This is a genomic window from Bacillus sp. Root131 (genome assembly GCF_001429475.1).
In the GTDB taxonomy this organism is placed as follows: domain Bacteria; phylum Bacillota; class Bacilli; order Bacillales; family Bacillaceae_G; genus Bacillus_A; species Bacillus_A thuringiensis_S.
In genome coordinates this window covers 1,035,582-1,059,087 of sequence record NZ_LMJQ01000001.1, presented here as the reverse complement: position 1 = coordinate 1,059,087, position 23,506 = coordinate 1,035,582, and the positions used below count along the sequence as shown (strand labels likewise).

Below are 23,506 nucleotides of genomic sequence, written 5' to 3'. Positions count from 1 at the left end.
TTTACACCCTCTTCTTTTTTAATTTAAGTAATACTTTGCTCAAGCTTTCTTCCGTAAGATCCTCTGCATCAGCAAAATCTGATACCGTAAAAGCAGACTCTGTTGTTGGTTTATTTATAAGTTGACGAAGATGCCTCAACATACCATCTGCTATCAATTGAATTTTTAATTTAGAAAACTGTTCTCTACTATACATCCAAACAAAATGTAACTTTTCATCTTTCACCATTCCGATAACATCAATTAGATGAGATGGTTTGGAATCTGGAGCATGATCTAAAAATGTAAATCCTGTCTCTTGCATAAACAAAGATTCCCTTGAGAAAACCTGATCAAATTGGCCCAAATAGTTAAAACTTATTGAAGGCTTTTGCTGATAAAACGGAAGTAATCCTTTATTCAAGTAACGTAAAATACCATAGTCAACTCCGCGATTTGGGATTCGACGCAATTGTTCTTTGACAGACTTTAATCCTTCAATAGGTGTTTGAGTTCCTTGAAAATTGAGATGAACGGGATAAATACTCGTGAACCAGCCCACTGTCCTTGATAAATCAATACCTTCAATTACCTCTTCTCTTCCGTGTCCTTCTAGATGAATAGAAACGGTTTGCTGATTTGTACAATCGACGATAGCTTGTCCTAATGCCGTTAATAGTACCTCATCAATCCTTGTCTTATGAGTTACTGGAACTTCGTGTAACAATTCATGTGTTTCTTCTATTCCTAAAGTCCTCGTCACTTGATCAATCGATTCCTCTGTCGTTTCTTGTATTGGATAGTCCATTGGAATTTTCATCGTTTCTTTTTCTACTTGTTGATTCCAATAATTTTGTACTTCTTTTGAAATACCCGAATCACTGTATGTCTGGAGTCGTTCAGACCACTCTTTAAAAGATGTACTTTTCGCAGGTAAGCGAACTTCTTGACCTTGTTTCATCTGGTTATATACCACCTGTAAATCTTCCAATAGAATCCTCCATGATACTCCATCTACTACTAAATGATGAATCACCCAGAATATTCGATCATTTCCAGTCAAGTTATCTTCAAAGTACACTACTCTCATTAACGGACCAGTAACTAAATTGAAACTAGCTTGATTAATGTTCATTTCTTCTTGTATTATTGTATTCCACTCTTTTTCATTAACTTGATTCCGTTTTACAACATGGAGTACTGACAGCTCATCAGTCTCTTCATTTCTCTGCCTCCACGTTCCGTTTGGTAACTGTTCGTACCGGAAACGTAAAGCATCATGATGTTTGAGTAAATTTAATATCGCTCCCTCTAGTAATTTCACATCCAATCTTTCTTTTACTCTTAAAAGCATTGATTGATTCCAATGCTCTGTATGTGGATGTTCTTGCTCGAAGAACCAGCACTGAATTGGAGTAAGAGGCACATCACCTATCACAATTCCCTGCTCCGCTTGTACTCCCTGCGTTTCTATAGCCACTTGTGCCAGCTCAGCGATAGTTGGGCATTCAAACATTTGCTTTGGAGTAAGTTTTAACCCCACTTGACTTGCTTGAGATATGATTTGAATACTGAGAATCGAGTCGCCACCAATTTCAAAGAAATTATCATAGATTCCCACCTTTTTAACACCTAATACTCGCTTCCAAATGGTAGTCAGTATCTGTTCGTTACTATTCCGAGGGCCAACACATTCACTATTAATCTGCTTTTCCTCCGGCATAGGTAAGGCCTCACGATCAACTTTACCGTTAGCTGTAAGTGGAATAGCTTCCATCGCCACAAATCCCGAAGGAACCATATAACTTGGTAGTTTCGCTTTAAGATACTCTCTCCACCCATCTACATTTCCATCTCCTACAACATATGCTACTAATCTTTTATCGCCCGGCTGATCTTCTCTTACAATTACAACTGCCTCTTTTACATATACATATGTATGTAAAGTAGACTCAATTTCCCCAATTTCAATTCTGAAACCACGTATTTTAACCTGATAATCAATTCTTCCACGATAATCTAGATTCCCATCTGGCAAATACCTCGCTAAGTCTCCTGTCCGGTATAATCTTGCTTTCGGATCACTACTAAATGGATGAGATATAAAACGCTCTGCTGTTAATTCAGGTCTATTTAAATATCCACGTGCCAATCCTGCTCCACCAATATAAAGTTCACCATCAACACCTATAGGAACAGGTTGTTGATAAGCGTCTAGTATATACACTTCTAAATCGGGAATCCGCTTTCCAATATTACTTCTTGAAGCATGCTGCACATCATCTAGAGTAATTGGATAATATGTAACATGAACTGTAGTTTCTGTAATTCCATACATATTAATTAACTGTGGGTTTTTCTCACCATACCTTTGAAACCACGGTAACAAGCTAATAGGTTCTAATGCTTCTCCGCCAAATATTACGTAACGTAGCTGCAAATTTTTATTCTTATCTTCTTGTTCACACACTCGTATTAATTGTCGAAATGCGGAAGGTGTCTGATTTAGAACTGTGACTTCTTCCTCCACTAATAATTGATAAAAATCCTTAGGTGATCGACTAATCCAGTACGGAACAACAACTAATTTTCCACCATATAATAATGCTCCCCAAATTTCCCATACTGAGAAATCAAATGCATACGAATGAAAAAGCGTCCAAGTATCTTTTTCATTAAACTGATACCAACAATCCGTTGATTTAAATAACCGAATGACATTGTGATGCTCTATCATAACGCCCTTTGGATTTCCCGTTGATCCCGAAGTATAGATTACATATGCCAGATTTTTGGGACCGACATTAGAAAGCGGCAAAGTCTTACTTTCTTTCCCAATCTCATCTTGATCACGATCCAGGCAAATCGACTCAACATTTTCTGGTAACCATTTCAATTCTTTTAAACTTTCTTGCGTCACGAATAACTGAATGCTAGCATCTTCTAAAATATATTGAAGTCGCTGCTCTGGATATGTTGGATCGAGTGGAACATAAGCCCCACCAGCCTTCAAAACCCCTAAAATACCTACAATCATTTCGAGGGAACGTTCAACGCATATTCCAACTAAAGTATCAGGTCCTACTCCCTTTTTCTGCAAATAATGAGCTAACTGGTTTGCACGTTCATTAAGCTCCTTATAAGTAATTTTTTCTTGTTCATACGTAACTGCAATAGTATTTGGATAAATCATCGCTTGCTGTTCGAATATTTCATGAATAGTTACTTGAGGTGGGACATTCAGTTTAGGATTGTTGAACTCAACTAAACTTATTCTTTTATCTTCCTCAGAAATGATTTCTATTTCAGCTACCTTCTGCTTTGGTTTTTCAAAAGTGTTTTCCATTATCGCTAACATCACGTTAAAAAACCGTTTTATCTCTTCCTTAGAAAATAGCTCCTCACGATAATCAATATGTACATGTAAAGAGTCAATATCAATTAGATTTTCAATATGCACTGCAAAATCTTGTACCTCTTCATGGTTTGGAATCCATAGTGAGTCACCACTTTCATCGCGATCCCTATAATCAATCGTAGTTCCGAAAAGTCTCACATTACTATTATTCTCTTTATTAATCTGCTTTAACAACAAATCAAATGGATATTTCTGGTGCCTCAATAATTTGCTTTGTTTTCTGGACACCCTGCTAATAAATGAAAGTACTTCTTCTTCTGGATCAATATCCATTCTTAAAGGAACTGTACTCACCATCATTCCAATCAATTTTCGTTCCATTTTAGTCATACGATTGCCGTAAGCCATTCCTAAACCAATATCAAGCGATGAAGTCCACCGATACATGGACAACGAGAAAGCAGCAACAAAAAAAGTATATAAACTAATTTTGTAATCTTCAGAAAATTTTTCTATCTTTCTCTTCAAATGCTCCGTTAATATAAATGTCTCACGTGATGCTTTGGTGCTAACTTGGTACGTATTATAGGGCTTCAATCCAGTCACAGATGGCAGTGTTTTAAATTCCTCTAACCAGAATTTTTGATCTTTTTGAAAGCGACTACTATTCAAGTATGTTTGTTCATTGGTCAGGAATTGAACATATGAATTTTTAATTTCGCCTTCCTCATTCTCGTTATGCATTTCATAATAATATTTTGCAATTTGCTCAGTAAATATTTGAATTGATAAACCATCCATAATAATATGATGAACATTTCCAAAGACTGCACATTCATTATCGTTTAATTTTATTAAAGCGAAATAGTATAAATCTGAATTAAATAATGTAAACGTGTCTTTTGTTTTCTGCTCAATCCATTCCTCAAGCAAATTTGTATTCTCCACATTACTGAAATCAAAAAACTCAAATTCTTGTTCTTCATGTTTAATAAAATATTGTTTCGGTTCCTGATGCCCATTTTCTTTTAACCTAATGCACAGACCGTCATTTTCACTGATAACGCGATTCACAACTTGGTTTAATTTTGAATAATTCATTTTCCGATGAAGTTTAAATAAAAATCTTAAATTACATATTCCTTTATCAGAATGAATAACTTCTGTATACCATATTCTTCGCTGCGGATGGCTTAATCGATAACATTCCTCATTGGTCATAAAAATCTCCCCTTCAAAAATTATTTGCTCTTATAGGTTCGTGTTTATGTTTAGCCCATAAATATTTCTGCAGTGAAACTCCAATTAATCCAATAATAACAAGCCCAATCCCTCCATAAACATAGAGTTGAGTTACTCCAAACAAATGCACTAATGGGCCACTCATAGCAGGAGAAATAATTAGAACTGCGTTTGTTAAACTGCTTTGTATACCAAATACTCTTCCTACTTGATCTTGGTCGGATTCTATTTGTAAAATGACTTGATTAGATACAAGCATCAGCCCACTTCCGATACCAGCGATAAAACTAATTAAATAGGCTAAAACGAAGACCGTACCGGGCGTTATCAAACCAATCCCCCCAAAACCAATTCCCATTAAAACCATACCTCCACATACTACCCAGCCATATTGAAATTGTTTTAATTTCTGAGTTAGTAGTGCACCAAGTATTCCGCCAAGACCAATAATAGAAATGATATATCCCATTTTACTTTTATCATGTGGGAATAAGCTCTTAAATAAAGTTGGGAATTGTGAGTCGACTAATTGTAATACTGCCATGGCTATTGTAACGAAAATCATGGTTGATAATATTATCCGATTAGATAACACATAACCCCACCCTTGTACCCAAGCGGTCCAAGTACTTTGTTTTTGCTTTTCAACAAATTCTTTCGATATAGTTTCTTTAAATTTTATTGTGGGTATGAGAACTAAGGTAGCTAATAAACAACTTATAGCTCTTATAATGAGGCAGAACTCTGGTTGAAACCAGCTCAGCAACATGCCCCCTATAAGTGGACCTACTATCTTGGTACCCTGCTCTACTATTCCGTTGATACTTACTGCTTTAGTAAGTAAGTCCGGGGATACAATCTGTCTTGTTAGTGTTTGCTGTGCAGGATAATAGAAAACAATAAAAATGGAACGAATCATTAATGCCACTAAGAGCCAGTGGATATCTTGTACAAATAAAAGAGCAATTGTTATTAGACCAACCATTAGATTACAGAACATCATAATTGGAATTTTTCTAAAACGATCTGCAATAACACCTGCCCATGAGCCAAAAATAATTCCAGGAAGTGCATATGCAACAGGGATCAATCCAATCATAGTAGGATCTACTTCCCATTCAAACCCAACTATAGTCATAATCGCTAACATATCAATAAAAACACCAAGCATAAGCAATGAATAAGCAGAGAAAACTTGTAAATAAACCCTATTTCCTAATAGGCCTTTTGAATCAGTAGTTTTCATAAAAGCAAGCTCCTTAGGTTACTAATATAAACGCTTTTGCGTATAAGGTACCCCTTTATTAAACCTAATTAATCATTATAAAGATTTCACCTAGAATGTAACTTCGTCAAAACCTAGACTAATCTCAAGGTTTAGTTTATTTTAAATAGTCAGATAAATTTAGGCGCACCTATTTCTTCGTATTTATATCAACTGTTACAACATAGACCTTTACCTTACACTAAAAAACAGCTAAACATTACCTTAATATAACCATTTATAGTTGTTTGCACATTCAATTCACATCCTTTTTAAAGTTGGCTTTTTTCTATCTCAAATACTATCACACAAATATTTCACCTACTATATTCATAAAGTTGAAATATTTGAATCAGAAAATTCAGATAAAAAAACCAACCCACAAATCATACCAAACAATTATTTAGTTATATTGTCAGTTTATAGATGGCTTTAGCCATAAGGATATCAAAAATTAAGTTTCTTAATTTTATTAACATAATAGTTTAAAGAGACTATAAATCCTACTAAACAAAAAGATAAATATACAATAAAGTATATTTATCTTTTCTTATCCTACATATTTTCTATGCAAATTAATTCCAATAACTAAAATTGATAATAAAAATATAATACTACCAATTACTAATGTACTCATAACAGAATTGAATAATATAGTATTAATACTTCTGCACCTACTACCTATTTTATTTATTAGATATTTACACTTCAAAAAAATTACAAATTATTCACAATTAGGATACACACCCAAAATATGATTTGAATATGTTATTATATTTTAAGATAATATAAAATCAGTTTTTCTATAAGAGAACTTAATTTTTATGTAGTACGAAATTGTTAGTACTACAGTATATATTTTAATTTAGTTATAAAAACGTTTAAAGACCACCTATTTCCATAAGTGATCTTTCTTTGTAATTCTACATTTATGCACTACTGTAGAAATATATCGTAGATACGCTTTGTATGCTAAATTTCTAGTTCTCTCCATTTACTAAAAAACATAGCTTAGCACAATTAATATCATATTCGTTAAATTGCAAACTATTATTTTGTCTTCTGTACAGACAAACTACTAAAAATCAAATCAGCAACTTTTACATATCCTTTTGAGTTTGGATGAATTAAATCCTTAGACCAAAGCGTATTGTCATTAACTAAATGATGATTCCAAAAATCAACATGATGAAACTTATATTCTCTGCTCAGTGAACGTATAACTTCATTTGCCTCTAATAATTGTTCTTTTATTACTTGTTTTTTTTCAGAAGCAAAAGGAAGCCTAACTGTAAAATCAGGAAGGTTTGCTATAATAATATCAGCCCCTGCTTTACTTAATGAATCTATCATAAATTCCATATCGTTCTTATATGCATCATGATTCCAACGTCCTTTTAAAACATCGTTTGCCCCTGCAATGAGACTAACCAAATCTGGATTAAAAGTTAACGCCTTTTCCAATTGCTGCGAGCGAATTTCTTTAGTTACTAAGCCACGCTTTGCCAAATTAGCATATTTTATATCGTTTTCACACAGTTGAACAAAATGATCTATCCAGCTTTTTAATGCAATTCCCTCAACTTCATCCCCTATCCCCTCTGTAAAACTATCACCAATTGCTACAAATCGCTTCCACATATGTATTCCCCCTTTATTATTAACCATATCTATACTATACAATAGCTCACACCGTAATTGTTATTTCTAAGTGGTTTTCGATTTCAATTATATTCCACTTTATTATATTTACATTTAGAATCCAAAATTGACCGATTCCTAAGTATACTTAGGAATCGGTCATATTCGTATATTTACTAAAGAAATAAAATTTCTCTAGGAATTATACTTTTTTCAAAAAATTGGTTGTTCTTTGTTTTGCCCAGTTGATACATTTCTTTTCGATTAAATGATATGAAACTATAGAAAAAAGTAGTGTCATTGCAATGCATAAAGTAAGAAGGAAAAAGATAGGTATCTTTGTATACAAAAGTTTAAATAGTACCATCATGATTGGAAAATGACACAAATAGATACTGTATGAAATTTCTCCTAAATATACAAATACACTCTTATTTAAAAATGCTTTTACTTTTAGGTTACTCATAGCCATTATAATAAATATACCAACCCCCATTACGACACCCCAATCTTTTAATAAGAAAGTAGTATCATTACGGGAAAAACCATAAATTAAAATGGAATATAAATACAGAATAATCCCTAATGCAATAAGAAATCCTTTTTTAAATTTTTTCATATTCCTATATGAGTAGATAAGTTTTTCCTGATACTTAAAAAGTAACATTCCAACCATAAACATAGATGTAAAATGCAGTGTATCAGCATAACCATTATAAAATCCTTCAGCTTTCCCAATATACAACACATTAAGAAAAACACTAATTAAAGAAAAGCTCAAAGCAAATAGTATCGTTTTCTTCCAATTCAATTTATAAAAAAGAAGGAATAACAAAGGAAACACAATAGATATACGCATTTCTTGAGCCAATGACCAAATAACTGGATTATAATTTTCCGTAAAAAAGTTATTAAGAAGCACAAAGTGGTTTAGAATATCTAATTTTGTTATAGACCCTTGCCACCTATCATAGAACCAATCCCGTAGTCCTACCACTTCATACGACGAAAATAAAATAAATAAAACAAAGGAAACAATTATCCAAAAATAATAAGGAATATAAATTCTTACAAATCTCTTAATTAAATATCCCCAATAATTTGTTTTTGAATGATAAAGTGCCATCGATAACACAAAACCACTTAGTACATAAAAAACGATAACAGCTTCCCCACCCGCCCATAAAAACCTAAGCGGGGAAAATTTAATAGAATTAGGCAACGATGGTAGCATTAAACAAAAATGTCCAAATACCACAGTAAGTGCCGCTAACCCTCGTATGGAATCTAATTCTTTTATTCTCTTACTCATAAAATGTTCTCCTTGTAAATTGTAGATTTTGCTTTCCATAAAGGCCACTATGCGAATGTAGTGAGAGAATTGTAAACATCGTTTCTTTAAATTCCTAATATAAGCAGTAAAAAGTTAATTTGACCTCCATTTCTTTATATACATAATTTAAAACAAAATATTTAATACAAAGAAAAGATTTTATTAAATTTTTATAAAGTGAAACTTTAATGGGTGGTTTTTCATCATGTAACTTTATTAAACTAACCTTGCACCAGAATCCTTTAAATCGAAAGATTCATAATAAACGCCATCCCTTCTGTATATTTCTACAAAAAGAATAGCGTTTTTGGAGTATATGGATAAAAATTTATTTTAGCTTAATAGAAATACAAAAAGTTCCGAAGGACCAAATTTGAAAAGTAATACAATCTTTCATTCCAAACTATCCACATAAGAATCTATAATACTTTGAAACCTTTTGTTTCAAACTAATATTTAGTTGTATCCTATAAAATTAGCTTTTTACTATATCAATCGCACTATCCCACATACCACTAAAAAAAGATCCAGTTTTACGTATAAAACGTGTAAACCAATTTGCTTGTTCCACATCAGATTTTGTTACAAGGTCTATTTGTAATGAATTACCTGATAAGAACCCAGGATCGGTATTATCTTTAGGCGAGATAATTATTTTACTAATTGTTACACCTTTTTTAATAGGCGCTTCTGGTTCTTTATTTGATACTTTAAATTCTTTTTTATAACCGTCTTTGTTTCCCTTCCGCATTGGAAGTGAAACAGCTTGCTTCGTTTGAACTACTACATCTTTCTCTTTTGCATTTGCTACTCGTACCGTTTCATGTCCTTTTACTACTGAATCTTTTCCGTAGACATTCTTCACTTCAAAATTCGCAAATCCATAATCGTATAATTTCTTTGTTTCATCAAAGCGTGCCGTATGAGATTTTGCTTTTATCACTACAGAAATTAGGCGCATACCATTTCTTTCTACTGTCCCAGTGAAACAATCTCCCGCTTCTGGAGTCGTTCCTGTTTTCAAACCATCTACACCTTCATATTGCTTAATTAAACCTTTTAACATCCAGTTAAAGTTCGCCATATCAATTGGATATTTACCACCCTCTTGGAATGTTTTTTTAGGAATTTTTGCTGTATTCAATATTTTAGGAAAATCTTGAATAAGACGTTGTGCTAAAATTGCACAATCCCTTGCAGACATTTTATTTTTCTCGTCTAGAGTTGTCCCTTCTAGGTGATATCCTTTTAAATCTTGATTTGTTAAGCCTGTAGAGTTTACAAATTTATAATCTTTCATTCCAAACTCTTTCGACTTATCGTTCATCATTTTTACAAAATTGCCCTCTTTACCAGCAATCTCTTCAACTAAAGCAATTGTTGCACCATTTGCAGAATAAATTGCCATTGCCTCATATAACTCTTTTACCGTATAAGAGCCACCATTTTCTAATGGAACATTTGATAATGAACGATCTTGCGAAATCTTATGTGCATATTCAGAAATTTTAACTTTTTGATCCCATTTAAGTTTTCCTTTATCTACCGCTTCATGAACTAAGTATTCGCTCATCATTTTTGTCATACTAGCAATTGCCAATGATTCATCTGCATTTTTTTGATATAAAATTTTTCCGGAATTTGCTTCTATTAAAATTGCTGATCCTGCTTCAACGTCTATAGCAGAAACTGTTTCCGCTGCTGCTCTTCCAAATGTAACGAACATACTAAAAAATAGTGTAAGCACTGTTACTATTGCAATAAATCTCTTGCAAAACATACCTTTCACTTCTGTTACCTCCAATATCTTTGTACTCAAAAAAGCGTTATTCTAACATAATCTCAAAAAAAATAGACAGTGTTCTCAAATTGTATATACATATTAAACGTTAGGATTGCTTTCATATAGACCATCTCATCTGACACTTTTAGGTGCCCTGATACTTTGTATTCCCACGCATATCCTTATTTTTAATCCCCTTATATTTTTTAAAATGATTCGCACTTTCATATTTTTTAGGATTACAATTAATAGACAATCTACATAATACATTTGTTCCACATTTACAAAAAATAAAGTGAAACTTTAATCAGTGGGGGTTTTGTTCATCCCCACTAATTATTAACCCTCACCAATCGGGATTTTAATTATTCAATTGAGCTATTTGCTAGACTTATATTAGAGATAAATTTTCTTTAGTCTAAACCATTAGTTTTTTGTAATAAAAAAACTACACCCAATACTGAATGTAGTTTTTCTAACTAACTAATTTATTTATTTTTTACTTCATTTTTATAAAAAGCAAATAATGGTTCGATGGATGGACTAGATAACAGCGGAATTGCCTTCTCGATCAATTTCCTATCCCAATCAAACCAACGCATTTCCATTAACATGTTTATTTCTGTATCAGTGAATCGTTTCTTTATTTCCTTAGCAGGATTTCCACCAACTATTGTATACGGCGGAACATCTTTACTTACGACAGATCCTGCAGCAACAATTGCACCTTCACCAATAGTAACGCCAGGCATTATTATAGCATTCATTCCAATCCAAGCATCACTTTTAATGACTGTATCGCCCTTAGTTTCATATGATTGTTCAATTTGCTCAGCGAATGGATATACTGTAATCCATTCTGAGTGATGATTATGGTTACCACCCATTAAAATGACTACTCCACTTGCAATGCAAACATAATTCCCAATAATGAGTTTATCAAGATGCCATCCCATCTGTTCAATTGGATTAAACAGTGCTTGTGACTTAGCATCCCCCCACAAATACCTTACACAACCATCTTCAAAATTTTGATGACCATAATACCCTGAATAATAGGAGTACTCTCCTACTTCAATGAGTGGATTTGTTACTATATCTTTTATATATTTTGTTTCTGACCAATGATTAAATAATGGATGCTTCATAACTTTATTCCTCGCTTCTAAGTATTATATATTTTGCTATTTACTTAGAAGCTTACTACGACTGCTACATTTTTTAGCTTTCTCAAACGACGAATCATTATCTTCAAGCCTTTCTTTTATAATAGAAAAAGCATAACGCAATACATTACACTAGTCAAATTGTGTAATTTTGAACACATCTTAAACAGTGTAATACTGCAATAACAACATGAAAACACTCTAACTTCGATACAAATACTATATTTATTACATTTAGTTCATATTTTGTAAAAAAATCTTAATTGCCATGACAAAGCAAACAATAACCACTATTGGTCGTATTAATGACGTCCCTTTTGTAAGCACCATCTTCGCCCCAATATATGACCCTATAATTTGACCAAGCATCATAATCAATCCAATTGTCCAATCGATTTGGCCAAAAATAATAAAATACAACAAAGCAGCGAAATTACTAGTAAAATTCAAAATCTTAGCATTTGCAGTTGCCCGTGTAGCACTATATCCATATAAAAGAATGAACGCTAAAGCAATCAAGCTACCTGTTCCTGGGCCGAAGAAACCATCATAAAATCCAAGGAATGGAGCCACTGTTAACGCAAACAACAACATACTTATTTTTCTCGGTCGATCTTCGTTTGCTATATTTGGAGATAATAGAAAATAAAGACCAATAATAATAAGTAAAAAAGGTAATATCATGATTAGATATTCTGCCCGTATCTGTAAAACAAGCCATCCACCCAAAACTGATCCAAAAAAGGTCATTAAGATGGACAAACGCATTTCTTTAAGATTAATTTCTTTCTTCTTAATAAAAAACACTGTCGCCATGAGAGTTCCGCTACTCCCTTGCAATTTATTAGTTGCTATCGCTACAGAAGGAGACATACCTACTAATAACATTATCGGGATAGTTATCATACCACCGCCTCCAGCAATTGTATCTATCCACCCTGCTAATACAGCTACTAAAAATAGTAATATGAGTAATTCAATAGTAAAATCCATACAAAGAATATGGGAAGGCTTGAGCTATTATACCCCAAACCTCCCCATCGTCCCTCCTCTCTTTAAACTAGTTAATAATATCTGTAAAGTAACTTTCTTTCTGATCACGTAATCGGCTGGAAACGTACTGCCTGCAAACAATTCTTCTTCCGTACTTATTATCTCCAATCGGAATTTTATATTCTTCCTCAGATAACCTTTCCCTACCATGAGTTACATTTGTTTGTTTACCATAGTATGAATTTGGAATAATTAATAAATCTTCAGATGTAAGTGGAACCTTATAAGTGGGCGTTGTTCGTAAGAGTTCTAAAAACATGTCAAATTTCAATTTTTCTTCTTCACTTTTTCCCACATAAATCAATCTATTTTCTGCTCCATTCAAACAAGTTGCAATAATATCACCATTATCATCCAAAAATATGATTTGGTTTATTTCCCCTACAAATCCCGATATTTCACCATCCGCCATTCCTGCGATATGAGCAATAGGCATTTTACTTATCGCCAATATATCATCTTTACTGAAGTGATTTTCTTCAAGATGCTTTTGAAGTAATTTTGGCGTTCCAATATGAGTTTGAGTTTTTAAATTTAACACTCCTTTTAATAAAAGAGCATCAACTCTAGTAAATTTTCCACAAGTAATTTCAGACACTATTCGTTCCACGGATTTATTAAGTCTATTTGATACAATTTCTAAATTCGTATTGAATATTTTCAATCTTGCTTCAATATCTGATTGGTCTTTCATGTCTGTATACACTGTGGCATCGTTATGTTGATAAAAGTTCCCGCCACCGGTGCTTGCACCGACATTTCGCAAAACTTCATCGTTGTTCAAAGGGGAAATGAGGTGAAATCTATTTTTCCCTGCATGTTCGGATGGGTGAATTAAAGCATCATAATTAAAAAGTGTGGCAAAAAGCCATGTGACCCATTCTGCATAAAAATATTTTTTCATTCTATCGTCTTCGTCTTCACCATAATTAAAACCTTTGCGATTTTCCCCAGGTAATAGGGTTTCCATAGGATCACATGGAATATTTTTAATAAGAGTAGGTGGTACGTTTCCACCACAATTCGCTACTTTTATCATATGTAGTAGTTTTTTCATATCTGAATTCGAAGTTTTCTTTGAATAATCAATCAAACAATTAAGCCACTCTCTTGAAAAGCTTGCAGCTATTTCTTGATCACAAGTATAAGGATTATGAGTTTTTAATTCATGGTCTATTAGATTCTTGATTTTATCCTTCAATACATTAGGAATGCTAATTTCTTCGATTTCTGTAATCTGCAGTATTCCTTTATTCATTATAAAACCTCCGTTGTTTTATTTTTTCACCATATCTTCTATTAAATAAACTACCTACTTCTTTTTTGCTCCTTTGCTTTTCGTCAGAGCTATTACAGTTACCAAATTACAGAGCATAAACGTGGAGTAAACAAAATTTCTTTTTAGTTACATTAACCCCGTAAATCTCCATTAAATTAGTATATTTAATGGAGATTTCTTTTCATACTTTACTTTCAAACTATGTTTATAGGATTTTCAATTCAAGCACAAATATTCCTTTCCCTAGAATTTTCCTAAGATTGAAATCAGAATTTTCAATACACTAATATTAACAATAAAAATATAACACGAAACCAAAAAATGTAAACGAATAGTTTTTTTATAAAAAATAGTCAGACTATTTTAAGGTAATTTGTATTTCATTGAACTAACTGTAATAAAGTGGAACTTTAATCAGCCCTCACCAATCGGGATTTTACGGGCAACAGGGCCCCCGCCTAACTTCTTTGCTTCCGCTGAATTTTGAGGTGGGGGTCTTATTACCCGGCAAATAGCGGATAAAAAAGCCCCCTAAATGATAGAGGACTTTCTTTACAAGAATATTCTATTTTAAAATCCTTACTTACCTTTTATTTTAAAAGATATTGCTGTAACTTCTTTATTAATAGTTCCGTCCCCTCTGGACTTACAATAATCTTCCCATTCGCTAACGAAATATTGCTGTCTGAAATATCACCTGTAAGTGCACAAGCTCTTGGAGATTGATATTTTCGTAAAATAATCTGATCCTCTTCTATAAACATTTCAAGAGAATCTTTTTCTACAATTCCTAAACTCCGTCTTATTTCCATTGGAATAACAATACGCCCCATGCTATCTGCTTTACGAGTAATCCCTCTTGATTTCATAAAATGCCACCCTTTATTTTTATCTAATATTACGGTACTTATTTTAGCAATAAACAACAATAAGGAATAGTTCGTATTACAGTACTTTTTTTAGGAATAAATACCAATTAAAAATAGCTTATGTTAGGATTGTTTCTTGTTTATTCTTCATTTTTAATATATTTATCCTTGATCATTTTTATATATTGTTTTCTTTCTGTTAGTTCAAATATAAATAATGCCTTTTTTATGTATGTTAAACCAACTTCATTAGAGTGCTGAACTTTCAATAAAATTGCACCTTTTTCAAAAAACAATTCACCTAATAAGTATAAAGTATTCATATTTATGGCTAATTTTATACCTATTTCACTATACTTAATCGCTTTCTTCATATTGATTTGCAAGGTGTAGACATTTTGTTAACGTATGAATGAGTCTTAATTTGATTTCTTTTTCTCTAGGAAATTCTATCTTATTAAAATTAATTAAACTTTGTTTTAATATATTTATGCTTTTCTCATACTCTTCATTTTCTGCATGTATTATAGCAATTGAATTCATTATGCTTATTTCTTTTTCTGATAAAAAGTTACTACTACTTAAAGTTTGTTTTAGTGCTCTATTTAAAATGTCAAAAGCATTAATTGTTGCTCCATTTACATAATATATAGCAATCGCTTCATGCCATAATAGAAATTGTTTATCTTCTTTTGATTGGAAATTATTTTCGTTTTTCTCTTTTTTCACTATTTCGTAAAGCTCATTATATTCTTTTTGTTTCACACAATCTCTCATTACACATTTTACATTTTCAATATATTTTATTTTTTTATTTTTGGTCAGTGCAAATATATAATTTGGATCAATACCAAGTCTTTCAGATAGTTGATACAACAATATGCTAGATGGATAAATAATCCCTTTTTCTATCTTACTAATTTGGCTTTGTGAACATATTCCATGACATAATTCAGATTGTGACATATTTTTTTTCTTTCTAAGTTCTTTAATAATAATACCAAGATTGTAGAATTCCATCTTTCCTCCCTCAAATGTAACACTTTATGAGTATAAGAATATTTTCCAACTTTTAATGTAATGTAAAATTAGTATAGTTACAATTACTATTTATATAGATTTATAGTTTTTCACAAACTTGTATCACAATATGAGAAATTATTACAATAAAGTTCACTAATAACCAATGGGAGTTTTATTCATCACCACTGATTATTAGTCCACTCCAAGCAGGCGTTTACAGGTAGTTCGATTTCTTTGTCACAGCTAAATTTTGAGGTGAGAATCTTATTGCCCGCAAATAGCGAAATTAAAAGAAATAAATATGATTTTTGACCTTTATTTCTTTTAATAGTTTCTTTTGATTTTATATAAACAATTTCGAAGGGGCTTATTTTATGAAAAGAATATTAACCGAAAGAGAATTAGAAGTGGCTATTTATGTAGCAAAAGGATATACAGATGCAGAAATTTCCAGAAAAATATATGTTACCCCTAGAAGAATTTCAACGATAATTAATCATATTAAAGAAAAATGGCATATTAATTCTAGAGTGGAATTAGGTATTTTAGTTTATCATTATGGTTTTATAGATGCACCCTTATTTTCTAATAAGGAAATTCAGCTATGCAAAAAGGTTGTACAGTAGATAGCAGAATATAAAAAGGTTAGAGAATTAACTTCTCTAACCTTTTTATATTCAATATTAGCTTTTAAACAGCCCTAATGCTACCATTAATCCTGTTATCTGTTCAACCTTGTATAAACACAAAAAAGAATTAGCCCTTCCTACTTTTCAAAACTAGTTACAATTCTCTCTTTCATTTTCTGTATTACTTCACTGCTCAATACTTTTTGACCAGCAGGAAGTTTTAATATGGCAGCGGCACCTTTGCTAAGGTATATTTCTTGATCATTATTTTGATTTACTACCAATATTCCTTGCCCTTCAAATTCGAAATAACTAATATCTTTTGTTTCATTTGTATTATTTTTTATTGCTTTATATAATCCATATAAATCTTTACTTCTATTTTCTCCGCCCGTTCGAATCGGTTCAGTATCATTCGCAACAATTAGTCCTTCTGGCTGCTCACCCTTCATAATAAACCACAGCTTTTCATTTGTTGGTAATAGCAATTGCTTAAATTCAGAGCTATTTAAAATTTGCTGTGCTGGAATTGTTGCATAGATTGGTAACGAAAATGGAGATGTTGTTATTTTTTCAAAATTTAAATTTTCAGAAGAACTTCCCTTACTATATTGATAATCTTTTAATGCGATCGATTGTACTGATTCACTTTTATTTTTTGATGCATAACTAATTTTACTAGCGAAAATAATAACGGTCATTAAACACATGCACGGTATCACAAGCTTAAGTAGATTTCCCATTTATGAACCCCCGCTTTTAATATTATTAGTTTGCATGGATATTATAAACAGTTTCACTCCACCAAAAATTATTATTGTTATGGAACGTACTGAAATTATGATTATAATGATCACCATACCAAGGGTCCATGTACGTTATATAATCTGTTCCATTTGTCCCTTTATAAAATCCATCAAGTACTAGAAAGTGTCCGATGTTAGCTCCATTTTGCCACATAATGAGTACAATCATCGGCTGATTACTATTAATTTGACTTTTGAACCAATCATACGATTTTGCTCCAGAACTTATAGCTGAACTAACACCATATCCCGATAATCCATATTGTATTTCACGTGAAGTTGCAGGATTATTATATGATCCACCCTTAACATACCTAACGTACTGATCTTGTGAAGGAGTTTTCCCAAAATAATTTAAAACTGAAACCGAAGTGCCTGCCCAACACCAATTTGATCTTTCTTGTAATATGTTAGGTACAGATAATTTACGGTCTATTGGTGTACTTGGAGGATTTCCATTAATATACGCTGACGTTACATATACTTTTTTTCCATCTTTAAAATAGTAAAACCAACGATTATCTAAATTTCCTGTCCAGTAATCTTTAACCGCTTCACCATACTCCCATCCTTTAAAAGATACTTTTGTATTTCCGGGAATCACATCTACAATATTTGCATTCAAACTTTTCGCCTCTCTAACATTTACATTCAATGGAGCTGTTGTCCCTGAAAATTCAACTTCTTCTGCTATTATTTTCTGAACACCAATAAAACTAAATGTGAAGAACAATAAAACCATACAAACAATAAAATGCTTTCTTCCCTTCATTTCTCCACCCCTTCATCAGTACTAAAAAACATCAACAATTCATCCTTATTAATTGTTCAAGCTTAATATTACATACTAACGAAAAATGACTTCTCATAAAGTAAAACTTTAATCAGTGGGGGTTTTATTCATCCCTCACTGATTATTAGTTAAACTAATCGGGCTTTTACGGGCTGCCCGATCCCCACCTAACTTCTTTGCTCTCGCTGGATTTTGAGGTGGGAGTCTTACTGCCCGGCAAATAGCGAGATAAATTCCAATACAAAAAAGGAGCCTATAAATTTTTATAGGCTCCTTTTTATTTCGTCGTTATTACTTAGCTAATTCTTTCGTAACCTTCATTACATCAACGAAGAATCCCCAGTTATTCACTACAGAAGAGATACTGATATGTTCATCTGGAGTGTGGACGTTAAAGATGTCTGGTCCGAATGAAATTGCATCTAATTCAGGCATCTTTTGAACGAATGCGCTACACTCAATCCCCGCATGTACAGCGAAGATTTCAATTTCTTTATTGTATTTTTCTTGATGTACTTTTTCAAATAAATTACGAATTTGTGAGTTTGGATTGTATGGCCATTCTGGATACTCTGACTCTATTTCAAATGTAGCACCAACTAATTCAGCAATATATTTGATTTCTTCTGCAACATGTTGTTTTAAACTACTTACAGAACTTCGCACTTCGTTACGTAATTTAATTTCATCTTGCAACGTTTCAATAACGCCTAAATTTGTTGAGCTTTCTACAAGACCTTTAATATCCATGCTCATACTTTGAATACCATTCGGAATTAAGAATAATGATGAAATAAGCTGCTTTTGTGTCTCTTTAGCAAATACTTTTTCAACTGTTTCATCCAATTTTGTCAGTGTAACATGAACATCTGAATCAACAGCACGCATTTCTTCTTGTAATACACGTGTCCATGATTCTAGTTTTTCTTCTACTTGCCCTACATCTTCTGTACGAATTAAAATTGTAGCTACACTTTCACGCGGAATTGCATTCGTTTTTAATCCGCCGTGAACTTCACTTATGTTAAACTCCGTATGTGCTGATAAATCACGTAACACTCGTCCTAATACTTTGTTCGCATTACCGCGTTGTTTATCAATTTCCATACCAGAATGTCCGCCTTTTAGACCGCCAACATATAGACGGTATGCATCCATATTCGCTGGTGTTTCATCCCAAATTACGGGAATTGTTTCAACAGCTTTCGCACCACCTGCACTACTTACAAGTAATTTATGATCTTCTTCAGAATCAATATTTATAAATATCTTTCCTTCAAAATGATTTGGATCAATAGCAAAAGCCCCGCCCATTGTCGTTTCTTCTTCAGTAGTGATAACGACTTCAAGTGCTGGATGCGGAATTTCTTTTGAATCTAATAAAGCTAATGCATACGCAACTGCAATACCATTATCCGCACCTAAAGTTGTTTGATTTGCATATAACATGTCCCCAATGATTCGTAATTCAATTGGATCTTTTTCAAAATCATGTACTGTTGCTTGATTTTTTTCGCAAACCATATCCATATGACCTTGAATAATAATAGCTGGTACATTTTCATAACCAGCTGTTGCTTCTTTTTTAATAATGACATTTAATGCTTCATCTTGAATGACTTCTAAGTTACGCTCTTTTGCAAAGCCCACTAAATAATCACTAATTTCCTTTTCATTACCTGATCCTCTAGGAATCTTTGAAATTTCTGCAAAATGATAAAATACAGGGTGCTTTGTTAATTGTTCTAAAGTAGAATACATTTTTCAAGCTCCTCTCAAAATGAAAAAATAGTATGTAAGTCTTTTATCATTATACCATGATTCATTATTTTACCTTTCTTTTAACTTTTATTGTTCATTTTATTTACAACACTCATACAACATTATAAGGGCGTTGTAAGCTATATCGATTTTTCTCATTTAATAATAGTCGTATACTTTTTAAAGAAACACATTAAAGGAGATAAAGAAAATGAAAAAGTTTGCAGCAATTATTACACTATGTTTATTATTTTTTAGTTTTACTATTGGCTGTGAGAGAGCGTCACTAAATAAAATTGGTAAAGATGTATATTACATGCAGATAAAAGGCGAAGGAGCTATCGAAAAAGTAGATGGTAGAAACTTACGAAACTATACGCTGCCCGCATATCATGAAGATGGTGTCAAAAAACAAATTACATTTAGAAGTACAAAAAAAGAAAACGACCATAAATTAAATGAAGACGCGTTTTTACGCCTTTATGTAGATCAAGATGATAATAGCAAAAATGAAATATCATCAATTGAAGTAAAGTCCTATGAAGAGATTCAGAAAACAGATTTACCTAAAAAAGTAAAAGATAAGTTTACTATTAAATAAAAAACAAAAGAAAATGCTCTATGCATTTTCTTTTGTTCTTTTCACTTGTATATATTTTGAACTACTATTATTCATCAGTTTCTCTAACCGATTTATATTCTCCGTTAATGCACCTTTCACAAGAGAGAAATCTGTATTGGATTCTTCTTTTTTTTCTTTAAAAAACGAAGACTTTTGTACATTGACTTCAGCCATCTCTTCTCCCCCTTTTCAAAAAGATACAACCTTTTATTTATATTATATAGCAAATGTAGAAAGAGTGTACACTTATGATTTTCTTTTTAATTCTTCTTCTAATTCTTCTACTTGCTGCAACGCATCCCCTTTTATTAAAGAGAAATCTGTTGTATCTTCGTTATCTTCTTTAAAAAAATCATTGTCATAATCTTTTACCACTACAATCACCTCTACATGCTAGTGTAGGAATGATTGTCCAATTTTATTCAACTTTGTCGGATTTTGTTTTTAATTTATGTATAGAAGAAAAGGACAGAAAAAGATTCTGTCCTTATTTACTAAAATAACTATGATGTATTGTTAAATTATATACATTTTCAAAATCCCGATCTTGCAGGTTATTTTTCTTTCCATCAATAACAATGAAAACATCACTTACTATTTTTGCTGGTATAATCCCGACATTTTCTACTTGCACTGCTTTCTGCTCATTCAATTGCTCGATATGTTCTAACGGAACGATAATACTAAATTGCGAGCGAATACCACGAAAGTTTGTATTTAATTCCTTTGCCGCTTCAAAAACAACAATTTTCGCGCCAATTTTTTCCCCATATGAATCTAAAAATACATTTAAGCTCTTTGTATATTCTTCTTCCGTATGCCATTCCATCGTACCGAAAACTGCTGGATTAACATTTTGAATAATTGTGGTGTATATTTCTCCTCTCGCTTTAGATGCAATTAATGATCGTTTTATTGATTGAACTGTCTTGCCAATATCGCTAAATTTCGCACCCCATATTTCTGAAATATTAGGCGTTAAAATGAACGCAATATCAACAAAAATAACCATTGCAGTAAACATTAAAAGATTTTTCCAGAGGGTTAAATCAATTCCTTTTATCATGAAATACACGGTGACAGATATGATAAACAAACCATACCAAGTCTTTCTAATACGTTGCTTTTTCTCCTCGTACAACTCCTCATTTTTCCAATAAAAGAAAACAAGGACTACAAAGAAAATCGCTAAAACAAATAAGCCAATTCGAATGTTAGAGATCATTAATCACATCACCCTCCATTCAAAAACTACTCACGATATCATTACATGCGCAAGCTGCTCTCTTTATGACAAAAGACATGGACAAGCTTCTAAATTTAGCTACATCGCATATATATTAGAAGGTACCACGTCTTTTATCCTGCTATTTGTGGGCAGTAAGACCCCCACTGATTAAAATTTTACTTTACCATGAGTCTATATTGTATATGTAGACAAGCATTCATTTCAAATTTTCGTATTAAAAAGAAATATGTTTCGGAATTTCCCCTTCAGGTACTTCTCCATCCATACTTAAATAATAATGACGAATCGGACGTAAGTTTTCGTCTAATTCATAAACAAGCGGAATACTAGTTGGAATATTTAATGAAACTACACCATCACTCGAAAGGTTGTCTAAGTATTTTACTAGCGAGCGAATTGTGTTACCGTGTGATGAAATAATTACTTTATTACCATTTTTTAATATCGGCGCAATTTCTGAGTGCCAATAAGCAAGTACTCTCTTCTCCGTATCCTCTAAACATTCAGTTAATGGAAATTCACCTTTTTTGAGTGTTTTATATCTTGGATCGGTCGCTTCATATCGAGGATCGTCTTCAGTAAGAGCCGGTGGTCTTACATCAACACTTCTTCTCCAAATATGAACTTGCTCCTCACCATATTTTTGAGCAGTTTCATCTTTATTCAACCCCTGCAATGCACCATAATGTCTTTCATTTAGCTTCCAAGATTTATGTATTGGGACCCAAGTAAGATCCATCTCATGAAGTACAATCCATAACGTCCGAATTGCGCGTTTTAATACAGATGTATAAGCCACATCAAAAGTATATCTGTTTTTCTTTAATATTGCTCCTGCTTCTCTCGCTTCACTTAATCCATTCTCTGATAGATCAACATCTGTCCATCCAGTAAAGCGATTTTCAAGATTCCATAAACTTTGTCCGTGACGAATAAGTACAAGTTTTATCATTATAATTCCCCTTTCGGAAATGTGAATTTTATTGTTCCATTGCGTACACGTATAAAGTATCTAGTAATGTATCTTTTTATCCATTCACTCTATAACCAAACGATAGTTGCCAAATGTATGGATAAAATTTGTTCTTTTTCAAACTATAAAAACAGAAGTTTTTCATTATTTTTGATCGACTGGTATTTCCCGTTTTGATATCCAAGCATCAAAACCTGATCGACTATTTGCCATTTCATTCATAACTTGATGCCAATTGTCTTCACATGATTCACCAAATTTTGAAAAAATAGCGCCCATTTGTTGTCTTTGTACATCGCTCAATTTTTTCTCTAAATCTGCACCTTGTTCTGTTAAAGACAACTGTTTCACACGGCGGTCATGCGTAGCTTCATTACTCTCAATTAAGCCCTTTTCCACAAGTTGACGTAGTGGCCCGTGGAGAGCTTGTTTACTTATTTCTAATAATGATAATAACTCATTTACACTTATCCCTGGAAAACGTGCGATAAAAAATAAAATTCGATGATGTACTCGTTGAATGCCATATTCTTTTATAATTTCATCTGGCTTTTCAGTAAATGTTTTATATGCAAAATAAAATAATGCTAATGCCTCATTCATCTGTTCTTCTTTATGTTGTGTCATCTACTTTCCCCCTGTATGTAAATTATACCACAATCTAGTAATGAATATTTTAATCA

The 23,506-nt window shown here is 32.4% G+C and carries 19 protein-coding genes and 1 pseudogene; 2 read left to right on the top strand and 18 right to left on the bottom strand.

Going from position 1 to position 23,506, the window contains the following annotated elements:
* Nucleotide 1: 1 nt before the first annotated feature.
* From ASE54_RS05350 to ASE54_RS05305, 10 genes and pseudogenes are all read right to left on the bottom strand, one after another.
* Nucleotides 2–4,558: a non-ribosomal peptide synthetase gene (locus ASE54_RS05350; RefSeq protein WP_000180455.1), complete on the bottom strand. Its 4,557-nt coding sequence runs from the start codon at nucleotides 4,556–4,558 to the stop codon at nucleotides 2–4.
* 13 nt (nucleotides 4,559–4,571) lie between these two features.
* Nucleotides 4,572–5,825 (bottom strand): MFS transporter, encoded by a 1,254-nt coding sequence (locus tag ASE54_RS05345; RefSeq protein ID WP_000858612.1) that lies wholly within the window; start codon nucleotides 5,823–5,825, stop codon nucleotides 4,572–4,574.
* A gap of 1,068 nt (nucleotides 5,826–6,893) precedes the next feature.
* Nucleotides 6,894–7,484, bottom strand: coding sequence for an SGNH/GDSL hydrolase family protein (locus ASE54_RS05340; RefSeq protein WP_000265867.1), 591 nt, complete (start codon nucleotides 7,482–7,484; stop codon nucleotides 6,894–6,896).
* A gap of 202 nt (nucleotides 7,485–7,686) precedes the next feature.
* Nucleotides 7,687–8,835 (bottom strand): acyltransferase, encoded by a 1,149-nt coding sequence (locus tag ASE54_RS05335; RefSeq protein WP_003309496.1) that lies wholly within the window; start codon nucleotides 8,833–8,835, stop codon nucleotides 7,687–7,689.
* A gap of 457 nt (nucleotides 8,836–9,292) precedes the next feature.
* On the bottom strand, nucleotides 9,293–10,606 hold the full coding sequence (locus ASE54_RS05330; protein WP_000677655.1) for a D-alanyl-D-alanine carboxypeptidase family protein: 1,314 nt from the start codon (nucleotides 10,604–10,606) through the stop codon (nucleotides 9,293–9,295).
* Nucleotides 10,607–11,088: 482 nt separating this feature from the next.
* Entirely contained in the window at nucleotides 11,089–11,748 is a 660-nt protein-coding gene (locus ASE54_RS05325) for a CatB-related O-acetyltransferase (protein WP_000682536.1), read from the bottom strand.
* 252 nt (nucleotides 11,749–12,000) lie between these two features.
* Nucleotides 12,001–12,759: a TSUP family transporter gene (locus ASE54_RS05320; protein WP_000347992.1), complete on the bottom strand. Its 759-nt coding sequence runs from the start codon at nucleotides 12,757–12,759 to the stop codon at nucleotides 12,001–12,003.
* 67 nt (nucleotides 12,760–12,826) lie between these two features.
* On the bottom strand, nucleotides 12,827–14,077 hold the full coding sequence (locus tag ASE54_RS05315; RefSeq protein WP_001032355.1) for a hypothetical protein: 1,251 nt from the start codon (nucleotides 14,075–14,077) through the stop codon (nucleotides 12,827–12,829).
* 611 nt (nucleotides 14,078–14,688) lie between these two features.
* Nucleotides 14,689–14,967 (bottom strand): AbrB/MazE/SpoVT family DNA-binding domain-containing protein, encoded by a 279-nt coding sequence (locus tag ASE54_RS05310; RefSeq protein ID WP_000842214.1) that lies wholly within the window; start codon nucleotides 14,965–14,967, stop codon nucleotides 14,689–14,691.
* 140 nt (nucleotides 14,968–15,107) lie between these two features.
* A pseudogene (locus ASE54_RS05305) lies at nucleotides 15,108–15,987 on the bottom strand (helix-turn-helix domain-containing protein).
* A gap of 377 nt (nucleotides 15,988–16,364) precedes the next feature.
* On the opposite strand from ASE54_RS05305, the gene ASE54_RS05300 reads away from it, so the two are divergent.
* Nucleotides 16,365–16,616 carry a LuxR C-terminal-related transcriptional regulator gene (locus ASE54_RS05300; RefSeq protein ID WP_000821942.1) on the top strand — a complete coding sequence of 84 codons (252 nt, stop codon included), beginning with the start codon at nucleotides 16,365–16,367 and terminating at the stop codon, nucleotides 16,614–16,616.
* 140 nt (nucleotides 16,617–16,756) lie between these two features.
* On the opposite strand, the gene ASE54_RS05295 is transcribed toward ASE54_RS05300, so the two are convergent.
* The 3 genes from ASE54_RS05295 to pepD form a co-directional block, all read right to left on the bottom strand.
* The gene (locus ASE54_RS05295; protein WP_000527414.1) at nucleotides 16,757–17,362 is read right to left on the bottom strand and encodes a hypothetical protein; all 606 of its coding nucleotides are present in this window, start codon (nucleotides 17,360–17,362) and stop codon (nucleotides 16,757–16,759) included.
* 25 nt (nucleotides 17,363–17,387) lie between these two features.
* Nucleotides 17,388–18,197 (bottom strand): papain-like cysteine protease family protein, encoded by an 810-nt coding sequence (locus ASE54_RS05290; protein ID WP_000678376.1) that lies wholly within the window; start codon nucleotides 18,195–18,197, stop codon nucleotides 17,388–17,390.
* A 312-nt stretch (nucleotides 18,198–18,509) separates the two neighbouring features.
* A complete protein-coding gene (gene pepD / locus ASE54_RS05285; RefSeq protein WP_000287541.1) occupies nucleotides 18,510–19,979 on the bottom strand; it encodes a beta-Ala-His dipeptidase in 1,470 nt (489 codons plus the stop codon).
* Between the two features lie 211 nt (nucleotides 19,980–20,190).
* On the opposite strand from pepD, the gene ASE54_RS05280 reads away from it, so the two are divergent.
* Nucleotides 20,191–20,580, top strand: a complete 390-nt coding sequence (locus ASE54_RS05280) for a YxeA family protein (RefSeq protein ID WP_000712655.1) — start codon at nucleotides 20,191–20,193, stop codon at nucleotides 20,578–20,580.
* A gap of 18 nt (nucleotides 20,581–20,598) precedes the next feature.
* On the opposite strand, the gene spoIISB is transcribed toward ASE54_RS05280, so the two are convergent.
* From spoIISB to ASE54_RS05255, 5 genes are all read right to left on the bottom strand, one after another.
* Entirely contained in the window at nucleotides 20,599–20,775 is a 177-nt protein-coding gene (spoIISB, locus tag ASE54_RS05275; protein WP_000852629.1) for a stage II sporulation protein SB, read from the bottom strand.
* Between the two features lie 72 nt (nucleotides 20,776–20,847).
* Complete coding sequence (locus tag ASE54_RS05270; RefSeq protein ID WP_000237817.1) at nucleotides 20,848–20,976, bottom strand: hypothetical protein; 129 nt, start codon at nucleotides 20,974–20,976, stop codon at nucleotides 20,848–20,850.
* Between the two features lie 112 nt (nucleotides 20,977–21,088).
* Complete coding sequence (locus ASE54_RS05265) at nucleotides 21,089–21,826, bottom strand: type II toxin-antitoxin system SpoIISA family toxin (RefSeq protein ID WP_000624969.1); 738 nt, start codon at nucleotides 21,824–21,826, stop codon at nucleotides 21,089–21,091.
* 238 nt (nucleotides 21,827–22,064) lie between these two features.
* Nucleotides 22,065–22,802, bottom strand: a complete 738-nt coding sequence (gpmA, locus tag ASE54_RS05260) for a 2,3-diphosphoglycerate-dependent phosphoglycerate mutase (RefSeq protein WP_000594159.1) — start codon at nucleotides 22,800–22,802, stop codon at nucleotides 22,065–22,067.
* 165 nt (nucleotides 22,803–22,967) lie between these two features.
* A complete protein-coding gene (locus ASE54_RS05255; protein ID WP_000191905.1) occupies nucleotides 22,968–23,450 on the bottom strand; it encodes a MarR family winged helix-turn-helix transcriptional regulator in 483 nt (160 codons plus the stop codon).
* Nucleotides 23,451–23,506 lie beyond the last annotated feature (56 nt).